At 57.4% G+C, this 16,878-nt stretch carries 17 protein-coding genes and 1 pseudogene; 6 read left to right on the top strand and 12 right to left on the bottom strand.

Going from position 1 to position 16,878, the window contains the following annotated elements:
* Position 1: 1 nt before the first annotated feature.
* From JFV26_RS35035 to JFV26_RS26845, 5 genes and pseudogenes are all read left to right on the top strand, one after another.
* A complete protein-coding gene (locus tag JFV26_RS35035; protein WP_446739952.1) occupies positions 2-253 on the top strand; it encodes a DUF2599 domain-containing protein in 252 nt (83 codons plus the stop codon).
* 174 nt (positions 254-427) lie between these two features.
* A pseudogene (locus tag JFV26_RS26860) lies at positions 428-1,665 on the top strand (DUF2599 domain-containing protein).
* A 922-nt stretch (positions 1,666-2,587) separates the two neighbouring features.
* Entirely contained in the window at positions 2,588-3,811 is a 1,224-nt protein-coding gene (locus JFV26_RS26855; protein ID WP_201196572.1) for a type II and III secretion system protein family protein, read from the top strand.
* A 113-nt stretch (positions 3,812-3,924) separates the two neighbouring features.
* Complete coding sequence (locus JFV26_RS26850) at positions 3,925-4,635, top strand: tetratricopeptide repeat protein (RefSeq protein WP_201196570.1); 711 nt, start codon at positions 3,925-3,927, stop codon at positions 4,633-4,635.
* Between the two features lie 18 nt (positions 4,636-4,653).
* A complete protein-coding gene (locus JFV26_RS26845) occupies positions 4,654-4,926 on the top strand; it encodes a DUF3613 domain-containing protein (protein ID WP_201196568.1) in 273 nt (90 codons plus the stop codon).
* Positions 4,927-5,125: 199 nt separating this feature from the next.
* Here JFV26_RS26845 and JFV26_RS26840 read toward each other — a convergent pair whose 3' ends face one another.
* From JFV26_RS26840 to JFV26_RS26785, 12 genes are all read right to left on the bottom strand, one after another.
* Positions 5,126-6,088 (bottom strand): type II secretion system F family protein, encoded by a 963-nt coding sequence (locus JFV26_RS26840; RefSeq protein WP_201196566.1) that lies wholly within the window; start codon positions 6,086-6,088, stop codon positions 5,126-5,128.
* A gap of 29 nt (positions 6,089-6,117) precedes the next feature.
* The gene (locus JFV26_RS26835) at positions 6,118-7,104 is read right to left on the bottom strand and encodes a type II secretion system F family protein (RefSeq protein WP_201196565.1); all 987 of its coding nucleotides are present in this window, start codon (positions 7,102-7,104) and stop codon (positions 6,118-6,120) included.
* Positions 7,101-8,543, bottom strand: coding sequence for a CpaF family protein (locus JFV26_RS26830; protein ID WP_201196564.1), 1,443 nt, complete (start codon positions 8,541-8,543; stop codon positions 7,101-7,103). Before JFV26_RS26830 ends, JFV26_RS26835 begins: the two co-directional genes overlap by 4 nt.
* A gap of 3 nt (positions 8,544-8,546) precedes the next feature.
* Positions 8,547-9,767 carry an AAA family ATPase gene (locus JFV26_RS26825; RefSeq protein WP_201196563.1) on the bottom strand — a complete coding sequence of 407 codons (1,221 nt, stop codon included), beginning with the start codon at positions 9,765-9,767 and terminating at the stop codon, positions 8,547-8,549.
* On the bottom strand, positions 9,761-10,255 hold the full coding sequence (locus tag JFV26_RS26820) for a TadE/TadG family type IV pilus assembly protein (RefSeq protein WP_201196562.1): 495 nt from the start codon (positions 10,253-10,255) through the stop codon (positions 9,761-9,763). The genes JFV26_RS26825 and JFV26_RS26820 overlap by 7 nt, the downstream gene beginning before the upstream one ends.
* The gene (locus JFV26_RS26815; RefSeq protein WP_201196561.1) at positions 10,255-10,740 is read right to left on the bottom strand and encodes a TadE/TadG family type IV pilus assembly protein; all 486 of its coding nucleotides are present in this window, start codon (positions 10,738-10,740) and stop codon (positions 10,255-10,257) included. The genes JFV26_RS26820 and JFV26_RS26815 overlap by 1 nt, the downstream gene beginning before the upstream one ends.
* Before the next feature lie 8 nt (positions 10,741-10,748).
* Positions 10,749-12,095, bottom strand: a complete 1,347-nt coding sequence (locus JFV26_RS26810; protein WP_201196560.1) for a TadE/TadG family type IV pilus assembly protein — start codon at positions 12,093-12,095, stop codon at positions 10,749-10,751.
* A gap of 78 nt (positions 12,096-12,173) precedes the next feature.
* Positions 12,174-12,995 (bottom strand): Flp pilus assembly protein CpaB, encoded by an 822-nt coding sequence (gene cpaB, locus JFV26_RS26805; RefSeq protein WP_201196559.1) that lies wholly within the window; start codon positions 12,993-12,995, stop codon positions 12,174-12,176.
* Between the two features lie 15 nt (positions 12,996-13,010).
* Complete coding sequence (locus JFV26_RS26800) at positions 13,011-14,345, bottom strand: AAA family ATPase (RefSeq protein ID WP_201196558.1); 1,335 nt, start codon at positions 14,343-14,345, stop codon at positions 13,011-13,013.
* Between the two features lie 2 nt (positions 14,346-14,347).
* Complete coding sequence (locus tag JFV26_RS26795; RefSeq protein ID WP_201196557.1) at positions 14,348-14,878, bottom strand: A24 family peptidase; 531 nt, start codon at positions 14,876-14,878, stop codon at positions 14,348-14,350.
* Positions 14,879-14,905: 27 nt separating this feature from the next.
* The gene (locus tag JFV26_RS26790; protein ID WP_201196556.1) at positions 14,906-15,103 is read right to left on the bottom strand and encodes a Flp family type IVb pilin; all 198 of its coding nucleotides are present in this window, start codon (positions 15,101-15,103) and stop codon (positions 14,906-14,908) included.
* Positions 15,104-15,256: 153 nt separating this feature from the next.
* The gene (locus JFV26_RS26785; protein WP_201196555.1) at positions 15,257-15,448 is read right to left on the bottom strand and encodes a Flp family type IVb pilin; all 192 of its coding nucleotides are present in this window, start codon (positions 15,446-15,448) and stop codon (positions 15,257-15,259) included.
* A gap of 405 nt (positions 15,449-15,853) precedes the next feature.
* Here JFV26_RS26785 and JFV26_RS26780 point away from each other — a divergent pair, with 405 nt between their 5' ends.
* Entirely contained in the window at positions 15,854-16,717 is an 864-nt protein-coding gene (locus tag JFV26_RS26780) for a response regulator transcription factor (RefSeq protein WP_201196554.1), read from the top strand.
* The last annotated feature ends 161 nt before the right edge of the window (positions 16,718-16,878 follow it).

The raw sequence follows: 16,878 nt of genomic DNA, 5'->3' as shown, positions 1-16,878 counted from the left end.
CGTGGTGCCCACGGCAGCTGGCCGCGCCCTGCCCAACGAGCAGGCCGGGGCTTTGTACGACCAGTTGTTCGCCCTCAAGGGCGCAGATAGCAACTGGCGTGACAATGAAAATTCCGCCGGTAGCATGCGCCAGCAATTGAGCTGCGTACTGGTCAACTACCGCAGCAAGACGCCCTGGAATCTCGAGCCTTTCAGGCCTGCGTTGTCGGACAGCGAGACCCGGGGCGCAGGTTGCAACCCCGTGCCGCGTTGAGTTTGCGCAGCACCGTGCCGCCCTCGTCCGCCGAGGGCGCTACGGTTGTCCGCGGCAGGTCGCGCAAGTCGTCGGCGAAAGAGGCCGGCGCGTGCAACGAACCCTTCTGTTTTCTGTAGCACCGGCATGGACGCCCACGCCGGCTACTGACTCCAACCACAAGGAAGTAGCGCCATGAAAAAACGTCTGAACAGGATGACTCCATTTCTTATATTTCCCTTGCTCTTGCAAACGGCCTTGGCCAACGCCGAATCTTGCGAGGAGACACTGAAACGGGTTGAAACGTTGTACAACAACACAGTCGATAGTTGCAGGCAGGATCCGGCATCGGACTGTTCGGGATTGTTGATCAGGGGCACTCACCGAGCTGACCCGGCAAAGGGGCAGAAATGGGACGTATGGAATCCAAGCCCGAAAGCCAAAGAGCTGGGTACTTTTGCCGCGTCTTTTATGCGTGCCGATGGCATCAGCTATGAAGATCCTGGCATGAGTACGCAGAACGGCTACATCATCACTCCGAGAGATCTGGTACGCGATCCCGAGACTCCGGTGCATGTCTACTGTGCATTCCCCAACGACGCCTGGACCGATTTTCGAGACGACCGGGGCTGTGGCAACAACAAAAACACCGCCCAGACAGAGGCCGTATGCCAAGCCATGGCCCCCCCTATCCTTAGCGCGAATGCCTGGGTTACGCATTTCACCAAGTTCAACAACGACATCAAGCAAGACCAGTTGCAGTGTGGGTTCAATATGCGCAATCCCATGAGCAGCAAGGATCGGGTAGACGCCTTTCGCAACTTCATGGGGGCTCGGAAAGTCATCAACACCCGTGAGTTTCAAACCCAGACAGAATTACGCTTGGGTAACCCGAAAGATGACGAACTACCGATTCTGGCCTTTTTCTACAGCGATCAACGTGGGTTGAACGATGCCTTGGCCAATCAGCGAGACTATAAAAACAAGACAGGAAAGGACCGTAACATCGTCAAGATTGATTTCCCAAAAACCCCGACGAGCAAGGCCAGCTTCTCGTGCATCAACACCACGCCTCCCCCTCGCAACAGTTCTGTGACAAGTACATCGAATCAAGCAGCTGGGTACGACGTCCCGATCCGAAACTCGGACCGAACACCTGGTCGCTCCAGGTGGTGCCTACCGCTTGCGGCCGTGCTATCAAGGATGATCAGACCGACAGAATGTTTGCCGAGTTGTACAACAAACATAAAGACGATCAGCAATGGAGGGAGTACAGCGTCAATGGCGGGTCACTGCGCCGGCAAATGGTTTGTCATCTGGCAGCAACCTTCGACGGCAAGCCTGTCAGGAACAAGCCCGAGTGGAACCTTGAACCGGCGCGGCCGTACGTCGACCAAGCCACGGCCGTAGCACAACACTGCAATTCCTACTGAGTCTTTGAGCGGCAGAGCCCGATCTGCCGATACCCGGGTATCGGCAGGTTTGCATAACGGCAACTAGGTTTTTCTTTTTAAACGCATGATGGCTTCCACAAGGATTGGTTTGTCCGCCAACTAAGACGCATTTAGTTCCATCCAGTTCAACGGCAAGATGCTCTGAAGCTTGGGAAAAGTTGCTTTGTCGTCATACAGGTGTGCACTGCTATCCCCTGCTGCTGCCAAACGCACGACATCGATTGCCTTAGTTCTTGGCATTTTTGTTGAAAATGAAGAGGGACTGCGCAAAGCAATCGCCACGTAGTGCTCGGCATTTTTCGCACAGGGTTTAACCGCAAGGGGCACGCAGCATCGCAAGACCAAGGTTTTAAGACCTGTGCCAAAATTTGCGTCGAAGTTTCTCTTTCGAATTCATGACGCTTTGCCTTGATTGAACTACCTTCATTCATGGGGAAAGGCGTATCGATTTGAGTTTCTCGCCTTTTGTTCAGAGATCAGGTAGCGAGTTGGCACAAGGAGTTACTTCTCTATGATCCTGGTTGGCTTTTTCCTGCTAGATGCCCTGATTACCAGTTACTCACGTCGGCTGACGGTGATGTTTATAGCCGCAGTTGCTGTCGAGCCTGTGCGTATTGTTCTGGTCGCAAGCCTGTCGGAGCCAAACAAGGTTGGCAAAAAACTCGCGTGTCCTGAGCCTAGGTATCTGGATTCCTAACGACAGTTTTATCGTAGATCGCTTGCAGGTCAGTCAGACCCACGTATTGCGGCTGCTCGCGTGCAGCACCAAGGAATATTGCCGGGACCATTAATGATGAGTGGTCTGGCGAAGTAAAGGGCCAGCCTGGGCCTCTGGAAGTAATCCGAGGTAACCGTAACCTAGTAAGCCTTAAAGATGGCCTATTCAGCGAGGATGCACTTAATGAGCTATCGTACCGTGCCCGCTTTCAAGCACATTATTCATGGCCTGTTCTGGATGGGCCTCGGCGTGGATGCGGCTCAGGCCGCGGCAGCCAATTGTTCGCAACTGAACAACCTGCCGGCAACCTTCGAGGTTGGCCAGGGACTTCAAAATGAACTGCGCGTCCCCGTCCCTGTGACACAGCTCGCCGTGGGCGACCCGAAAATTGCCGATGTCCAGCCCAGCGGCAGCAACGCCTTCATACTCACGGGCATCGCACCGGGCACCACAAGCCTGATGGTCTGGACCGCCTGCTCACCCACACCGCGCCAAAGCATGGTATTCGTCAAGGGCAGGGCCACTGCAGCACTGACCAGCGTGTCTACGGTGCCTTCCGACGACCCGCTGTTGCCGAGCCAGGTGCAGACCGATATCCGCTTTGTTGAAGTCAGCCGGACCAAACTCAAGGAAGCCTCAGCGTCTATTTTCGGCACCCGTGGCAACTTCCTGTTCGGCTCACCGAAAACCTTGCCCTCCATCGGAGGCATCGTCACGCCGTCGGTGCCGGTGAACAACGACATGTTCAACCTCTCTTTTGCTACCGGTAATACACTGGTGGCGATCAACGCGCTGGAAGGCAGCGGCTTCGCCTACACCCTGGCGCGGCCAAGCCTGGTAGCGCTCAGCGGACAGAGTGCGAGCTTCCTGGCCGGCGGTGAAGTACCGATTCCGGTGCCCAGTTCAAGCAGCAATAACGTGTCCATCGAATACAAGGAGTTCGGTATCCGCCTGACCCTGACGCCGACCATCGTAGGGAAAAACCGGATCGCCCTGAAGGTAGCGCCGGAAGTCAGCGAGTTGGACTTCTCCAACGCCGTCAGCATTGCTGGCACGATCGTCCCGGCGCTGACCATACGACGCACCGACACCAGCATTTCCCTGGCCGACGGCGAAAGTTTCGTCATCAGCGGCCTGATCAGTACTCGTAACAACTCCCAGGTGAACAAGTTTCCAGGGCTGGGCGATATCCCGATCCTGGGCGCGTTCTTCCGCAATAACACCATCAACCGTGAAGAGCGCGAACTGTTGATGATTGTCACCCCGCATCTGGTCCAGCCCCTGGCTGCCAATGCACAACTACCGTCATTGCCTGGCGAACAGCTACGCAATTACGACCCGAACTTCTACCGCATGTTCTTCCTTGACAATGGCGATTTCGACAGTCAGACCGGGCTCTCGCAATGAGCCAGAACCTGAACCTGAACCGGGCTTGCCTCGCCCTCACTCGTAGCGGTGACCTTGAGCGCTTGCATTGGCACTGGCCTGGCGTTCAACGTGTTGTAGCCGGAGGACACTCGATGAAAGCAGTCATTGCAATAGCGGCGACATTAATGCTCGCAGGTTGTGCCTCCAATGGCGTGTCCTCGCGACCCGCAGACTGCGCCAAGCCCGGTTCGGAACAAGAGTTGGCCCTGAACCTCGCCGACAACATGGCCAACGAGGGCCGTTTGTATGCCAGCCTGGCGAATCTGGAAGGCTTGCCCGACAACCTGGTCCAGGTTCGCCTGCGCAAGGCTCGGGTGCTGCGCTTGATGGGGCGTCCCGAAGCGGGGCCATTGTATGAAAGCTTGCTTGGCACCTGCCTGGCCGCTGACGGGGAACATGGCCTGGGCCAGTTGGCCGCAGCCAAGAATGATAACGCCGCCGCTGCCATTCACCTCAAGCGAGCGGTGAAGATGGACCCCACCGACGACAAGATGCGTAATGACCTGGGAGTCGTCTACCTCAATCAGCGACAGATCCCTGAAGCCCGCTTCGAGTTTATGACGGCCATGGAGCTCAAGCAGTCGGACTCACTGGCGGCGCTCAATATGGTGACGCTGCTGATCTATCAGGATAACTGGAAGGCCGCTTCAGAACTCGTGACCCGGACCAGCTTGAGCCCCAAGCAAGTCGCAGAGGCCCAGAGCCGAGCGGAAAAACTCAAGGCCACCGCGAAAAAAGCGGTGGTGTCCGAGGGGAATCGCAGGACAGAGGTGGTCGATGCCTCCTCCAGCGCGATCAAGTAGAAAGTACGAGGAGTCGAGATGAATACCAAAAGGCTGTTGATCGTGTGCATGGCAAGCTTGTCTACCACGGCTTGGGCAATTGAGCCGGGCCCCGCATCGGTGCATCAACAAGGCACCGAACAGTGGTTGCAGTTACAGATTCGCGGTGTGGTTGCCTCCCCAAAACTGCAAACCGCTTCGGCCACCGAACGTGACCTGGCCATGCAGCGCTGGCTAAATAGCTTCAGCTACCCGATTCCGGCATTCTTCGAGCAAAAGACAGCAGGTGAAATCAGCAGTAGCGGCAACTGAAAGACATCAACGACGTGATCAGCCTCTGGCGCTTGTCCAGATTGTCCGGCTGCAAAGCCGGACCGAATGAGCTGTGCATGAAAATAGCAATCAGGTGCGAGGCTTGAGCGGCGATTTGAGTGAATACACTCCCCTCGCCTACTCCACCTCATGCTCAGGTGACATGGCCATCGGGCTCGACAGCCGCCACCCGATTACCTCACCCGAATGCTCTTAACACCCCGATAAGGGCAGGGCCGATGGCGACCAGAAAGAAGCTCGGCCACAGGCAGAAAATCAGTGGAAATATCAGCTTCGTACCGATTTTCGCGCCCATTTCCTCAGCGGCCTGCGTACGCCGGTCACGGAACTCATCAGCATAGATGCGCAGGGTATCGGCCACGCTGGTGCCGAAGCGGATGCTCTGCGCCAACAGACTGACCAGCCCTTGCACGTCCTCCAGTCCGGTGCGCACAGCCAGTTGCTTAAGCGCCTCGGTACTGGAAACGCCAGCGCGAATTTGCGCATTGACCAGGGCCAGTTCTTCGGCCAATTCAACCTGACTGACCGACATCTCCTCGGCCACCCGTTCTATGGTCGTGGGCAGGGCCAGGCCCGACTCCACGCATACCACCATCAGGTCCAGTGCATCCGGAAACGCGGCACGCAGCCGGCCTTGGCGCAATTGCTTGCGTTTGCCGACATACAGCGCGGGCGCCAGCCATCCGACAGCGGCCACCATGACGACCGACAACAAGCCCGGGATCAGGGAAACTTTGGGAATCATCGGTAACAGCAACAACGCAATGCCCACCAGCAACAGCGGTAACAGCAAGCGTACCGCCCAATACATCTGCACCGCCGACGAGGAACGGTACCCCGCGTGCATCAACAGGGTCTGGGTTACAGACGTCTGGGCCGATTCGGCTGAGCCGACGCGCTGGCCGACCCGTTCCAGCAACAGTTGCAGGTTACCCAGGGCCTCCTGACCGACAGAGCTGCCTAAATGACCACGCTTGATCAGCGCCAGACGACGCTGTACCGGGTCTTGAAGCCCCTGCATCAGCAAGATCACGGCGACGACCGCAAGCACCGTACTAAACCCGATCGCGCTGAGGAACAACAAACGCGCCATCTGTTCGTTCCCCGTGACCCGGCTGAATAACCCGAGCAAAAAGTCCATGACTTGTACCTCCCGGTAGCGAATACCGCTTAAACCTGTATCCGGATGATTTTGCGTATCCAGAGAATCCCGATCAGCATGGCGCAGAAGGCCCCAATGATCAGCTTATGACCCATGGGATCATTGACCAGCACAGGCAGATAACTGGGGCTTGTGAGCACGATCGCGATCGCCAGTACGAAAGGAATCGCCACCAGCACCCAGGCCGACATACGCCCTTCCGCCGACAGGGTTTTGATCTTGCGCTGAAAGCGAAAGCGCCCGCGGATCAGCCGGCTCAAACGCTCCAGCACTTCCGTCAGATTGCCGCCGGTCTCGCGATGGATGAGGATTGAGGTCACCAACATCATCACCGTCATGCTCGGCATGCGCTCGAGCAGGCCAAGCATGGCCCGCCGTACATCGTTGCCATAGTTGATATCGGCGAAGGTCAGGCCGAACTCATAAGCGACCGGTCCCTTGTGCTCCTCAGCGACCAGGCGCAGGGTTTCGTTGAACGTGTGCCCGGCGCGCAGGGCCCGGCACATGGCGTCCAGCGCATCCGGCAACCCCTCCTCGAACGCTGCAAAACGCTTGCTGCGGTCTCGCAGAATCTTCAGCATGGGTAACCAGGCCACCGCAAAAGTCACCGCCAGCGCCATCCACCACGGTAACGAGAACGCCAGGGCCAGAGCCCCCGCCGCAACACCCAGAACAAGCCCGAGCAACATCACCCGATAGGCACGATATTCGTGGCCTGCCTGCTCAATCAACTGAGTCAGGTCCGCCATAAAGGGCAACTGCTCAAGCCTGGCCTCCAGTGGCGACAAGCGCGTCAGGTATTTCTGCCTCAATACCGTCTGCATGTTGGGCAGATTGTTGGCTTTCTCCAGGACATGCAAACGGCCACGGATGCGCTTGCGCATCTTGCCGGCCTCGCCGAACACGGGCACCACCACGCCCTGGGACAGGAGGAATACCGCAATAAACACCATGCCGAGAAAAACCAGAATGAATACACCAGGAATATGGCTCATGACTGCCGCGCCTCCATCCACTCAGGGCGGAACAGGGAAAGCGGCAACTCGATACCGCGTTTGGCCAGCACATCGCGGAACGATGGAATCATGCCGCTGGGGCGATAGTCGCCGAGCACTTCGCCGTTTTCGCCCATGCCTTGACGCGTAAAGGAAAAGATTTCGGTCATGGTGATGATCTCGCCTTCCATGCCATTGATCTCTTGCACGCTGACCAGTCGGCGCTTGCCGTCTTCCTGACGTTCCAGCTGGATCACCACATCAATCGCCGAAGCGATCTGCTGACGCAAGGCCTTGATTGGAAAGGTGGCCCCCGTCATCGACACCATGTTTTCGATTCGCCCCAACGCATCGCGCGCGGTGTTGGCGTGGATGGTGGTCAACGAGCCGTCGTGACCAGTGTTCATGGCCGTCAGCATGTCTAGCGCCTCGGCGCCGCGCACTTCGCCGATCACAATGCGGTCCGGGCGCATCCGCAGACTGTTGCGCACCAACTCCCGTTGGCTCACCTCGCCACGCCCCTCGATATTCGAAGGCCGGGTTTCCAGACGCACCACATGAGGCTGTTGCAGTTGCAATTCCGCCGAGTCTTCGATGGTGACGATCCGCTCGTTGTGCGGAATGAAACTGGACAGCACATTCAGCATGGTGGTCTTGCCACTGCCGGTACCGCCGGAAATCAGCACGTTAAGCCGCCCTCGGACAACCGCCTTGAGCAACAGAGCAATCGCCGGGGTCAACGTCCCTACCTGGACCAGGCTGTCGGCATTGAGCAGGTCCACCGCAAAGCGGCGAATCGACATGCTCGGGCCGTCGATGGCCAGCGGCGGGATAATCGCGTTGACCCGTGAACCGTCCTTGAGTCGGGCGTCCACCAACGGCGAGGACTCGTCGATACGACGACCCAGGCTGGACACAATGCGATCGATGATGTTCAGCAAATGCTGATCATCGCGAAAGCGCACATCGGTCCTTTGCAGTTTGCCGAAACGCTCGACATAGACCGAGGCATAGCCATTGACCAGAATGTCGGACACGCTGTGATCAGCCAGCAGCGGCTCCAGTGGACCCAGGCCGAGCACCTCGTCGGTGATCTGTTTGATGATCAACTGGCGGCTGGCGGAACTCACCGGCGCCGAATGCTCATCGAGCAAGCGCTGGCAAATATCGCGAATCTGCCGCGCAGCCTCGACCTGCTCAAGGGAATCCAACAAGGATAGGTCCATGACCTTGAGCAACTGCTGGTAGATCTTTTCGCGCCACTCGGCCTCCACCGGGGTGACCTGGCTTCTGGTCTCGTAAAGAACGTCCGGCGTTGCACGCTCCCACGCCATCATTTCCTCTGCCGGATCCAGCAGATCATCGCCCTGTTGGCCTGCCGACGATGAGGTGGATTTACCGGGCTGTTTGCGCAAGCGGGTACGAAAGTCGCTGATCATGGGTCATCCCCCGAAAAAACGGTTGAAGGCGCGTTTGAATAAACCTTTGTTTCCAGTCATCTGGTGACCGACCAACTCTTCGGCCAAGTCGCGCAGGGCGACAGTAATTGCGGCCCTCGGCGCATGCAGCCCCAACGGCACCCCAGTGTTCTGACTCTGACTGACCAGGCTGAAGTCGTTGGGTAATTTCGACAGGTTCATGCAGCGCAGTGCCTCGCCGATGTCCTTGAGGCTGATCGCTGCCGCTTTGTCATAGCGGTTGACCACCACTTGCAATTGATCCCCGCGCACACCCAGGTCTTCGCGAAGAATCCGCGCCAGAGAGCTGGCATCTCGCAGATGGCTGACGCTTTGCTGCACCACCATGTACACCCGATCCACCTGCTCCAGCACGGAGTCGGTGAGGTGATCGATTTGCCGCGGCAGGTCGATCACCACCCAGTCATAGCTGGCGCGGGCCAACTGCAACAGGGCGTCAAGTTGCTCGGCCTGAGCATCCTGCGGCAGACATAACTCACCAGCCCGGCCACCCAGCACATGCAAGGTCGGGCTGAAGTGACTGCAAAAACCGCGTAACGCTACGCTGTCCAGACTATCGATCTGTTGCAATACCTCCAGGTGGCTGTGCGACTGCGCCACATCCAGGTAATGCGTCACGCTGCCAAACTGCAGGTCCATATCCAGCAACAGGGTACTGCCGCCCTTGAGGCTGAGCTGTTGAGCCAGGTTACAGGCCAGCAAGGTGCCGCCAGAGCCACCCTTGGCGCTCATCACGGCGATCAATTTCCCTTCGGCCCCACTGCCAACCCGAACCTCTGTGACCAGACGATTCAAGGCAGCGACCAGTTCTGTCTCGGCGATGGGCTCCGGCAGCACGTCGCGGGCGCCAGCCTGCATCGCCAGGCGCATGCCTTCCTGTTCGCTCAACAGACCGCACACCAACATGGGCGGACGCTCATGGGCAGGACGCAGTAACAGTGCCGCCATTTCCTCGCGCCACAGGTGGCTGACGCGCAACAGCAACAGATCAGGCATCCGTTCCAGACCGTAGAGCGGGTCGACATGCCCATTACTCACCAGACGAGTGCTCACCTCCAGGCAGGGCATGCGTTGACAGACGCTTTGCAAATCACGCAACGCCGTGGCATCGCGACTGCTGATCAGCAATCGCAGCCCGGGCTTGCCGGTCGCAGTGCTTAACGGAGTTTCCTTTATATTCAGCATGGAGTGACCTCCCCTGACTCGGAATGGTGCCCAAGGCTTTCGCGTGGCAAAATCGCCCTGAATACCGGCAGGGTAATCGGCACACCAACCCCGGGAATAAACAGATTGAACACGTAGTTTTGCAGGCTCAGCTGGACATAACGGATGGCACGAAATCCAGTGACGCTGGTGGTGTCGGTGGGGTTGGCCACCAATGCACCGTTCGCATCCAGATAAGTCAGCGTCAGGTTGGCGGTGCCCAGATTGGTGATCAACTGGCTCGTGCCCGTATTACCCGCGGCATTGAAAATCGCCCGCTGCAACACGATCGGATCGCTGATATTGCACACTGCCGCCAGGCGCGCGCCACGCCTTACGGACTCGTCGAGGGCATTCACCGTGAAGTACAGGCGGCCCATCTCCAGCACGCCGAACAACAGTATGAACACCAGCAGGCCGACGAAGGCGAACTCCACCACATAGACGCCGCGCATCTGTTTGCGATTCATCACAGAGCCCTCATGACAGTCGTGGCAACCAGTGGAACGCGTAGCGAAATCGAATTGGCAAAAAAACCGGTAATCGAGCCGGCACAGCTGCCACCGCCAATCACCGGGCAGAAGGTATAGGTGATGGTGACCTGCACATGGTCAGAGCCCACCGCAGTGACCCCCACCATGCTGGTCGTCAACCCTGACACCACAGGCGTTCCGGTGCTGACAGGCACACCATAGACCGCCACGTTTTTTGTTTGGGTCACCAGTGTTGTGTTGGTGGTCAGATCGACTTGTCCCAGCGTCGAGTTCCAGGCCTGGCTGGCGATGTAACGTCCGGCATCACGACTGGCCTGCAACAGGGTGTTGTACTGAAAAAGCATGCGGCCGAACTCGCCAAGGGCCAGCAACAGCAGCAGCATCAACGGCAGGACAATGGTGAATTCCACCAATGCCATTCCTTGCTGGTCCTGCGCTTGTTTCAACGAATGAAGTCTCATGACGCCTCCTAAGAATCAGTGCTCGGAGTGGTGGTGTTGATATAGGTTTTGTAGAGCTGAATGATCTGTGGGCCGGTATCACCCGAAGGATTGGGGCCAGGCACGTTGTCGCCTTGGCACTCCTGCACGAACTGTCCGAAGATCTCCGAGGTACTTCCCGTGCTACCGGCCGGCTGGACCACGAAATAGCAACCAAACCCCAGGACCGGAATCGACGTTGCCCCATTGTTTTTCCCAGTGCAGTTGCCAATCACGACTTTCAGCATCCGTCGTTCGAAGACGCCGCCGCTCTGGCAACCACTGCCTGAGCCGGCAGCACATGCGGCAGAACTTGCCAGCCAGTCTTTGTAGCCAAGCACCGCATTGCTGCCAGCGGTGAGCGTGCCTCCGGTCGATATGACGGGTTGGCCCTTGAACTCCGCCCGTGGTGGCGTGCTTGAGTTGTTCCAGCTGATCACCGGTGTGCTGTAGCTAACGATCAGGTCTGGTGGATACTGCGAGGCACTGACCGGTCCGTTGTACTGACCAAAGCGAGTATTCAAACCCTCGGATGTCGGGCCGACTTTGTTGCCCGGTGCGGTCGTGACACTTTGCCCGACGCTGCGGCACACCGAGCCGCCTCCGGCCATGTCATCCCTGACTGCACTGCCACCCGATCCGAAATCGAGCAACTGATAGTTGCCAGGGCCAATGGCAGACGAAGTGCCAGAGCCTGTTTTCAAATCCTGCAAATCACCAAATTTGAACCCCCAGAACACCCCGGTGCTCGGGCTGTACTTGGTCGGATCACCACAGACCATCAAGGGTGCGAGATCACACGGGCTGGTGGGACTGGGGCCTGCGGTGGCCATCGCCGCCACCGCTTTACTCCCCAGACCGGCAGCACCAAATGACTGGACGAAACTCCAGAAGAAACCGGTCAGGCGATAGCTCGATACCGTTACCCGAACGTAAGTGGCATTCGTCGGCCCTGGATAGGAGAACGGTCCGTAGACGTTGGAGGCCAGTTCCACCACCGCGAAGGTACCCGCGTTCGCGTTACCGCCGATGGCCGTTGCCAATTCCGCGTTACCCGTGGCATTGGCATTGGCATTGAGCGTAAGCAGCGCGGCAGCGCGTGTGGCGCTGGCACTGGTGGTAGCACCCGTGACCTGACTGAGGGTTTTGGCGCCACTCAGGGCCGCGGCGTCCACTGCATTTTGCAGGCGTGTCTTGTTCAGCAGCATGTGGCCGCCGTCCACCGCCAAGGCCGCCATCAAGGTGATCGCCGCCAACGCGATCACCATCAGAACGGTCACCGATCCCCGTTGGCGCCTTGGCGTTACCGGAAACGGCCGTTGAATTCGAGGATGCATCGTTAAGCCCTCATGTACCGATACGGACCCGGAACGGCTCCGCCACTACCTGGCTGCCCAGGCACCTGTCGTGCCCGATCAGCGAACGTCGATTACGCGAGATTCGATCCCGCGGATAATGGTGATAGCCCCGCCATTGCTGCGGTGTTGCACCACGCGTTTTGGCACCGGGGCACTAGCCACAGCCATGACCGGTGCAGCAGGTGCGAAAGGTGTGGCAGGCGCAACGACTGCGGCTTTTTTCTCGAGGTTCAGCGGATTGCGTAGCGCCAGTTGCAATTTGCCTTCCGTCTGCGCAGTGACCAGGGCTTCGGCCTCAGTGGCCGACATCTCCAGCGTCACTGCACGCACTACCACCGGTTGGGTCTTGTCAGTACCCGCCGTCTGATCCACCGCCAACACCCGCAGGTTCTCGAGGATGGTCCTGGAGACAGCGTTATTACTGCCGGCATTTGTGGTTTTGGTCGCCAGTACATCGACCCGGTTACCCGGCAACAGGAATCCGCCGACACCGACCACATCGTCCACACGTACCGATATCGCGCGTTTGTCGGGTGCAATCAAAGAGGCCAGGGTGCTGCCTCCCAAGTGTTCACTCAGACGCGCGCCGCGCACGATGTCGCCCCGAAGGATGTCGAACGTTGCGATCTTGCCCACCGCCTTGTCGCTGGAATCAAAGGCATCGTCCGGGATTGTGTCCATGGGCATGCGCACGGTCGTGACCTGCTGGGCTTCGACCATCTGCCCGAATGGAATCTCTACCGTGGCGACTACCACGCTTCGAAGATGGTCATCCGGGCTTGCATTGAGCCTTGCGCTCAGCCAGGAGTCAGCCATCCATGCAGCACCAAGGCCCATGACCAGGGAAACGCCTATCAGGGTAAGAGTACGAGAGCTCATGTCAGTATCTCCGGATCAAAGAAAGTCGAGCTGGACGAAATAGTTGTGCCAGGCCCATTCCAACTCTTGCGGCGACAGGGCACCGGAACCGTCCAAGTAACGTTGACGATCGAGAGCCATGTTCAGGAGATCGCGGGGATGGCAAGGCACCAGCGGCATGCCTTCACTTGCATAAAGCCGTTGCAGTACATAGCGCAGCAACAGAGGATCAAAAGGAATGCCCAGGCGCTCGCATTCCTGACGCCAGATCCGTTCGTATTCCTCGGGTTTCAGGTACCCGAACTGCAGCTTGTAGCCAATCCGACGGAGGAAGGCCTCATCGGCCAATTCCAGCGGGTTGAGGTTGGTGGAGAACACCAGAATCAGATCGAACGGCAGTTCACAGTGCCGACCGCCGCCCAGGTTGAGGAAGTCACGCTTCTCCTCCATGGGTACGATCCAGCGATTCAACAATTCGGCGGGCGCCATGCGCTGGCGTCCCATGTCATCGATGATGAACAGGCCATTGCTGGCCTTGAGCTGCAAGGCAGCCTGGTACTGACGGGTGAAGGGGTCATAGCGAACGTCTAGCTGCTCCATGCTCAACTCACCACCGGTGATCACGATCGGACGTTTGCAGCACTGCAGTCGACGATCGATTCCTTCGTTGAGCATCAGATTGTTCTGTTGGCCGCGATCATCCAGCTTCTGATGGACCTGTGGGTCGTAGATCTCGATCACCGACTCGTTGATAACGATGGCATGAGGCACCCAGATGGCTTCGGCGAACAGGCGAATCAGCCGACTGCTGACATAGGTCTTGCCGGTACCCGCAGGGCCATAAATCATGATCGCGCGCCCGGAGTTCAGCGCCACACCCAACTGATCAAGCATTCCTTCTGTCAGCACTACGCCCGAGAGGGCCCTGCGCATATCGCTCGCGTTGATGCGGCCATGGTGAATGGTCTGGATTTTGAGCAAGGAACGGTAGGTACTCACCGGGAAGGGGGCCGCACCTATATAGCCACTGCGCGACAGGGCATCGCGGGCGGCACCGCGACCGCGTTCGGTCAGGCCGTAGCGCAGCATCTGCCCACCCGTCGATTGCAGCCCTATCTGACCAAGCACTTCAACACGGCCATCCTTGCGCAGAAACGCCAGGACCTCTTCAAGTACGGCGCCGGTCAGCGCCAGTCGCTCTACCAGTCGCGGCATGTCCAGCACACCGGCTTCATACAAATGCTTACACAGCAACTCACCGAGAAAACTCTCTGTCAGACCTGTTTCGCTGATTGTGCAAGGCTGAGGAGCCAGTCGTTGCACCGCTTCCCGATCGCTGGGGTAGGCCTCGCTATCGACGATGACGTGCATGACTAAACTCCCAACCCACCGGCAACAAGTTGCCAGTAGACGCTGATTAAAGTGCCTATCAAGATTGCAATCGAGTAAGGAAAAGGCTTGCCAGCCACTTCATCTGGAGCGGGCGCCAGATAGGACTGCGCCCTCACAATCAGCCAATAGCGCCCCAGGGTCTGAAACAATTGACCGCGAACCAGGACTATCAAAAAACCAACCCCTCCACCGGCTATCAGACTAAATAGTGCAGCCCACAACGCGTAATGGAACGGTAGAAAACTGCCAACCATGGCCATTAACTTGACATCACCGGCAGCCATGCCACCCAAAGCGTACATGGGCAGAAAAAGCCCCATACAGACCAGGATACCCAACAGGCTGTCACCCAATCCGCTGACACCACCCGAATAAATCTGACCGACCAATCCCAGGACAACACCTGACAGAATCAGCATGTTGGGAATACGGTGGTGAAGCAGATCGCTCACCACCGCGACGCCCAGCAGTCCTAGCAGCACAATTGTCGACACCAGCAATTCCATGGACATGGCGCGTCTCCCGACTTGGGCTAATGGTTATGGGCAAGCGTTACCACTATTGACCGCCGTGCATAACGCCGTGATTTTGGCATTCACTTGGCCACCCAGTAGAAGGAACGCAGCGGCAACAGCCACCGTAATCAACCCACCCGCCACCGCGTATTCCACAATGGTCAGGCCATCTTCGTTTTTGATGAACTTCAGTGCCGAAGCCTTGATTGTTTGCAGAGTCATTTTGCTCACCTCACTCCAGCGGCCATGCCGCTCAAAACGCAAACTGGCAGGAACAACGCGAAGCCCAGTTAGAAAGTTGTCCGACGCCCTATCAGAGATAGAGGCAACCGGTTGTTCTATGGACTTCGCTGCGTCCTCCAGCGGGAATTATCGTTAGCAAGCGGAACCTTTGACCGCGGCGCAGAGCGCCGTAATTTTGGTATTCACCTGCGTCCCAAGCGCCAGGAAAGCAGCGGCAACAGCCACCGTAATCAACCCGCCCGCCACCGCGTACTCCACGATGGTCAGACCATCTTCGTCTTTGAGGAACTTCACCACCGAAGCCTTGATTGTTTGCATGATCATTTTGCCCACCTCATTCGAATGTCTTTTTTATGAGGCAGCACGTTCTGCACTGCCTGATGTCACCCTAGTCAGGAGGCAGGCATGGGCGTTAGGAGGATTTTGCGCATCGCTAGGACTTTTTTGCGGGCGCAGCCAACCAGGAAGCTGGCTTTGCAGAAGTAACAGGGGGGTGAAAAAGGAAAAGACTTGCAAGTGCAATTGTCGTTGATTGACAAGCTATAAACGGTTGGTGCCGACTGCATCGAAAACACGCGAGTAAACAGTCGTCCAACGGTGGTTTTCAGGCGAAATTTAGAGCGTATAGAACTAAATCAACTCTTTATTATCAGGATTTAGTCTGCAAATTGATGGCACGTTGACAATACTACTCAGCGAAGAGAGGCATAAAAAACCGCGAGTAGAGACATGACGTCGAACTTGATCATAAAGCCATCGCTATTATGGTTCGATCTGACTCACGATCGATCCACGAGCGAACTCATCGCGCAGTTCGAGAGCACCTGCGTCTGCAGACTGGCGAAAAACTCTGTACTGCCCAGAGGGGAACAGGCAGACATGATCTGCATCCATTTCGATCGCCCCGATACGCCGGGCTTGCGGCTACTACTGGAGATCAAACGCACCTCACCCACCATCCCGATCACCATGTTCACCTTGCAGCACTCAGAAGAACTGGCTATCTGGGCCATGCGCTCAGGCGTTTGGGAATACATGATGCTCCCGCTCACAACCATCGAAAGGAAGCGCTACCTGACGGCAGTGATACAGCTCTGCGAGCTGCGCCGAAATGCCCATAACCAAGGCACGACATCGCTGATCGATCACTCTCCGACCCTGCCGGACAGTATCCGGTTGACCTCGGGACACCAAAAACACCAAGCGCTCAGCAATGTCATGCTGCACATCGACCGGCACTTTCGGGATAGCATCGATCAGAGGGACCTGGCGAAACGCTGCGGCATGACAACATTTCGGTTCAGTCGCCTGTTCAAGGAAGCCAATGGACTTGGCTTTACGGACTACATCCTGAACAAACGCATGAGCTTCGCCAAGCAACTGCTCGACAATAGCCAGATGCCTATTACCAGCATCGGCTATGAGGCCGGCTTCAAGGACCCCTCCTATTTCGCTCGCGCCTTCAAACAGTTCGTTAACTGCACGCCCAGCGAATACCGCTTAGCACGGCAGCTTAGAGTGACCGTATCAGCAGAATTTACGTTGGATGACACAACCGCCGAAGTGCTCGATAGTCTGGTACATAGCCTCTGAGGCTGAAACGCCGTTCAGTTACCGTCAAACTTCTTTTTAAAATAGTCAGGCAGCATTATCTGATAGTACTTCAGTGCTGAGTGCAGCCGCCTTCCCATACGTATCCGCTTTAAGGTGTGGATTCAACCGGTCGATGCTACAGATTGGCTGAATCGTCTATC

It is taken from the genome of Pseudomonas sp. TH31 (assembly GCF_016650815.1).
Lineage (GTDB): Bacteria > Pseudomonadota > Gammaproteobacteria > Pseudomonadales > Pseudomonadaceae > Aquipseudomonas.
Note: the sequence above shows the minus strand (reverse complement) of the source record. Positions and strands in the feature narration are given on the sequence as shown.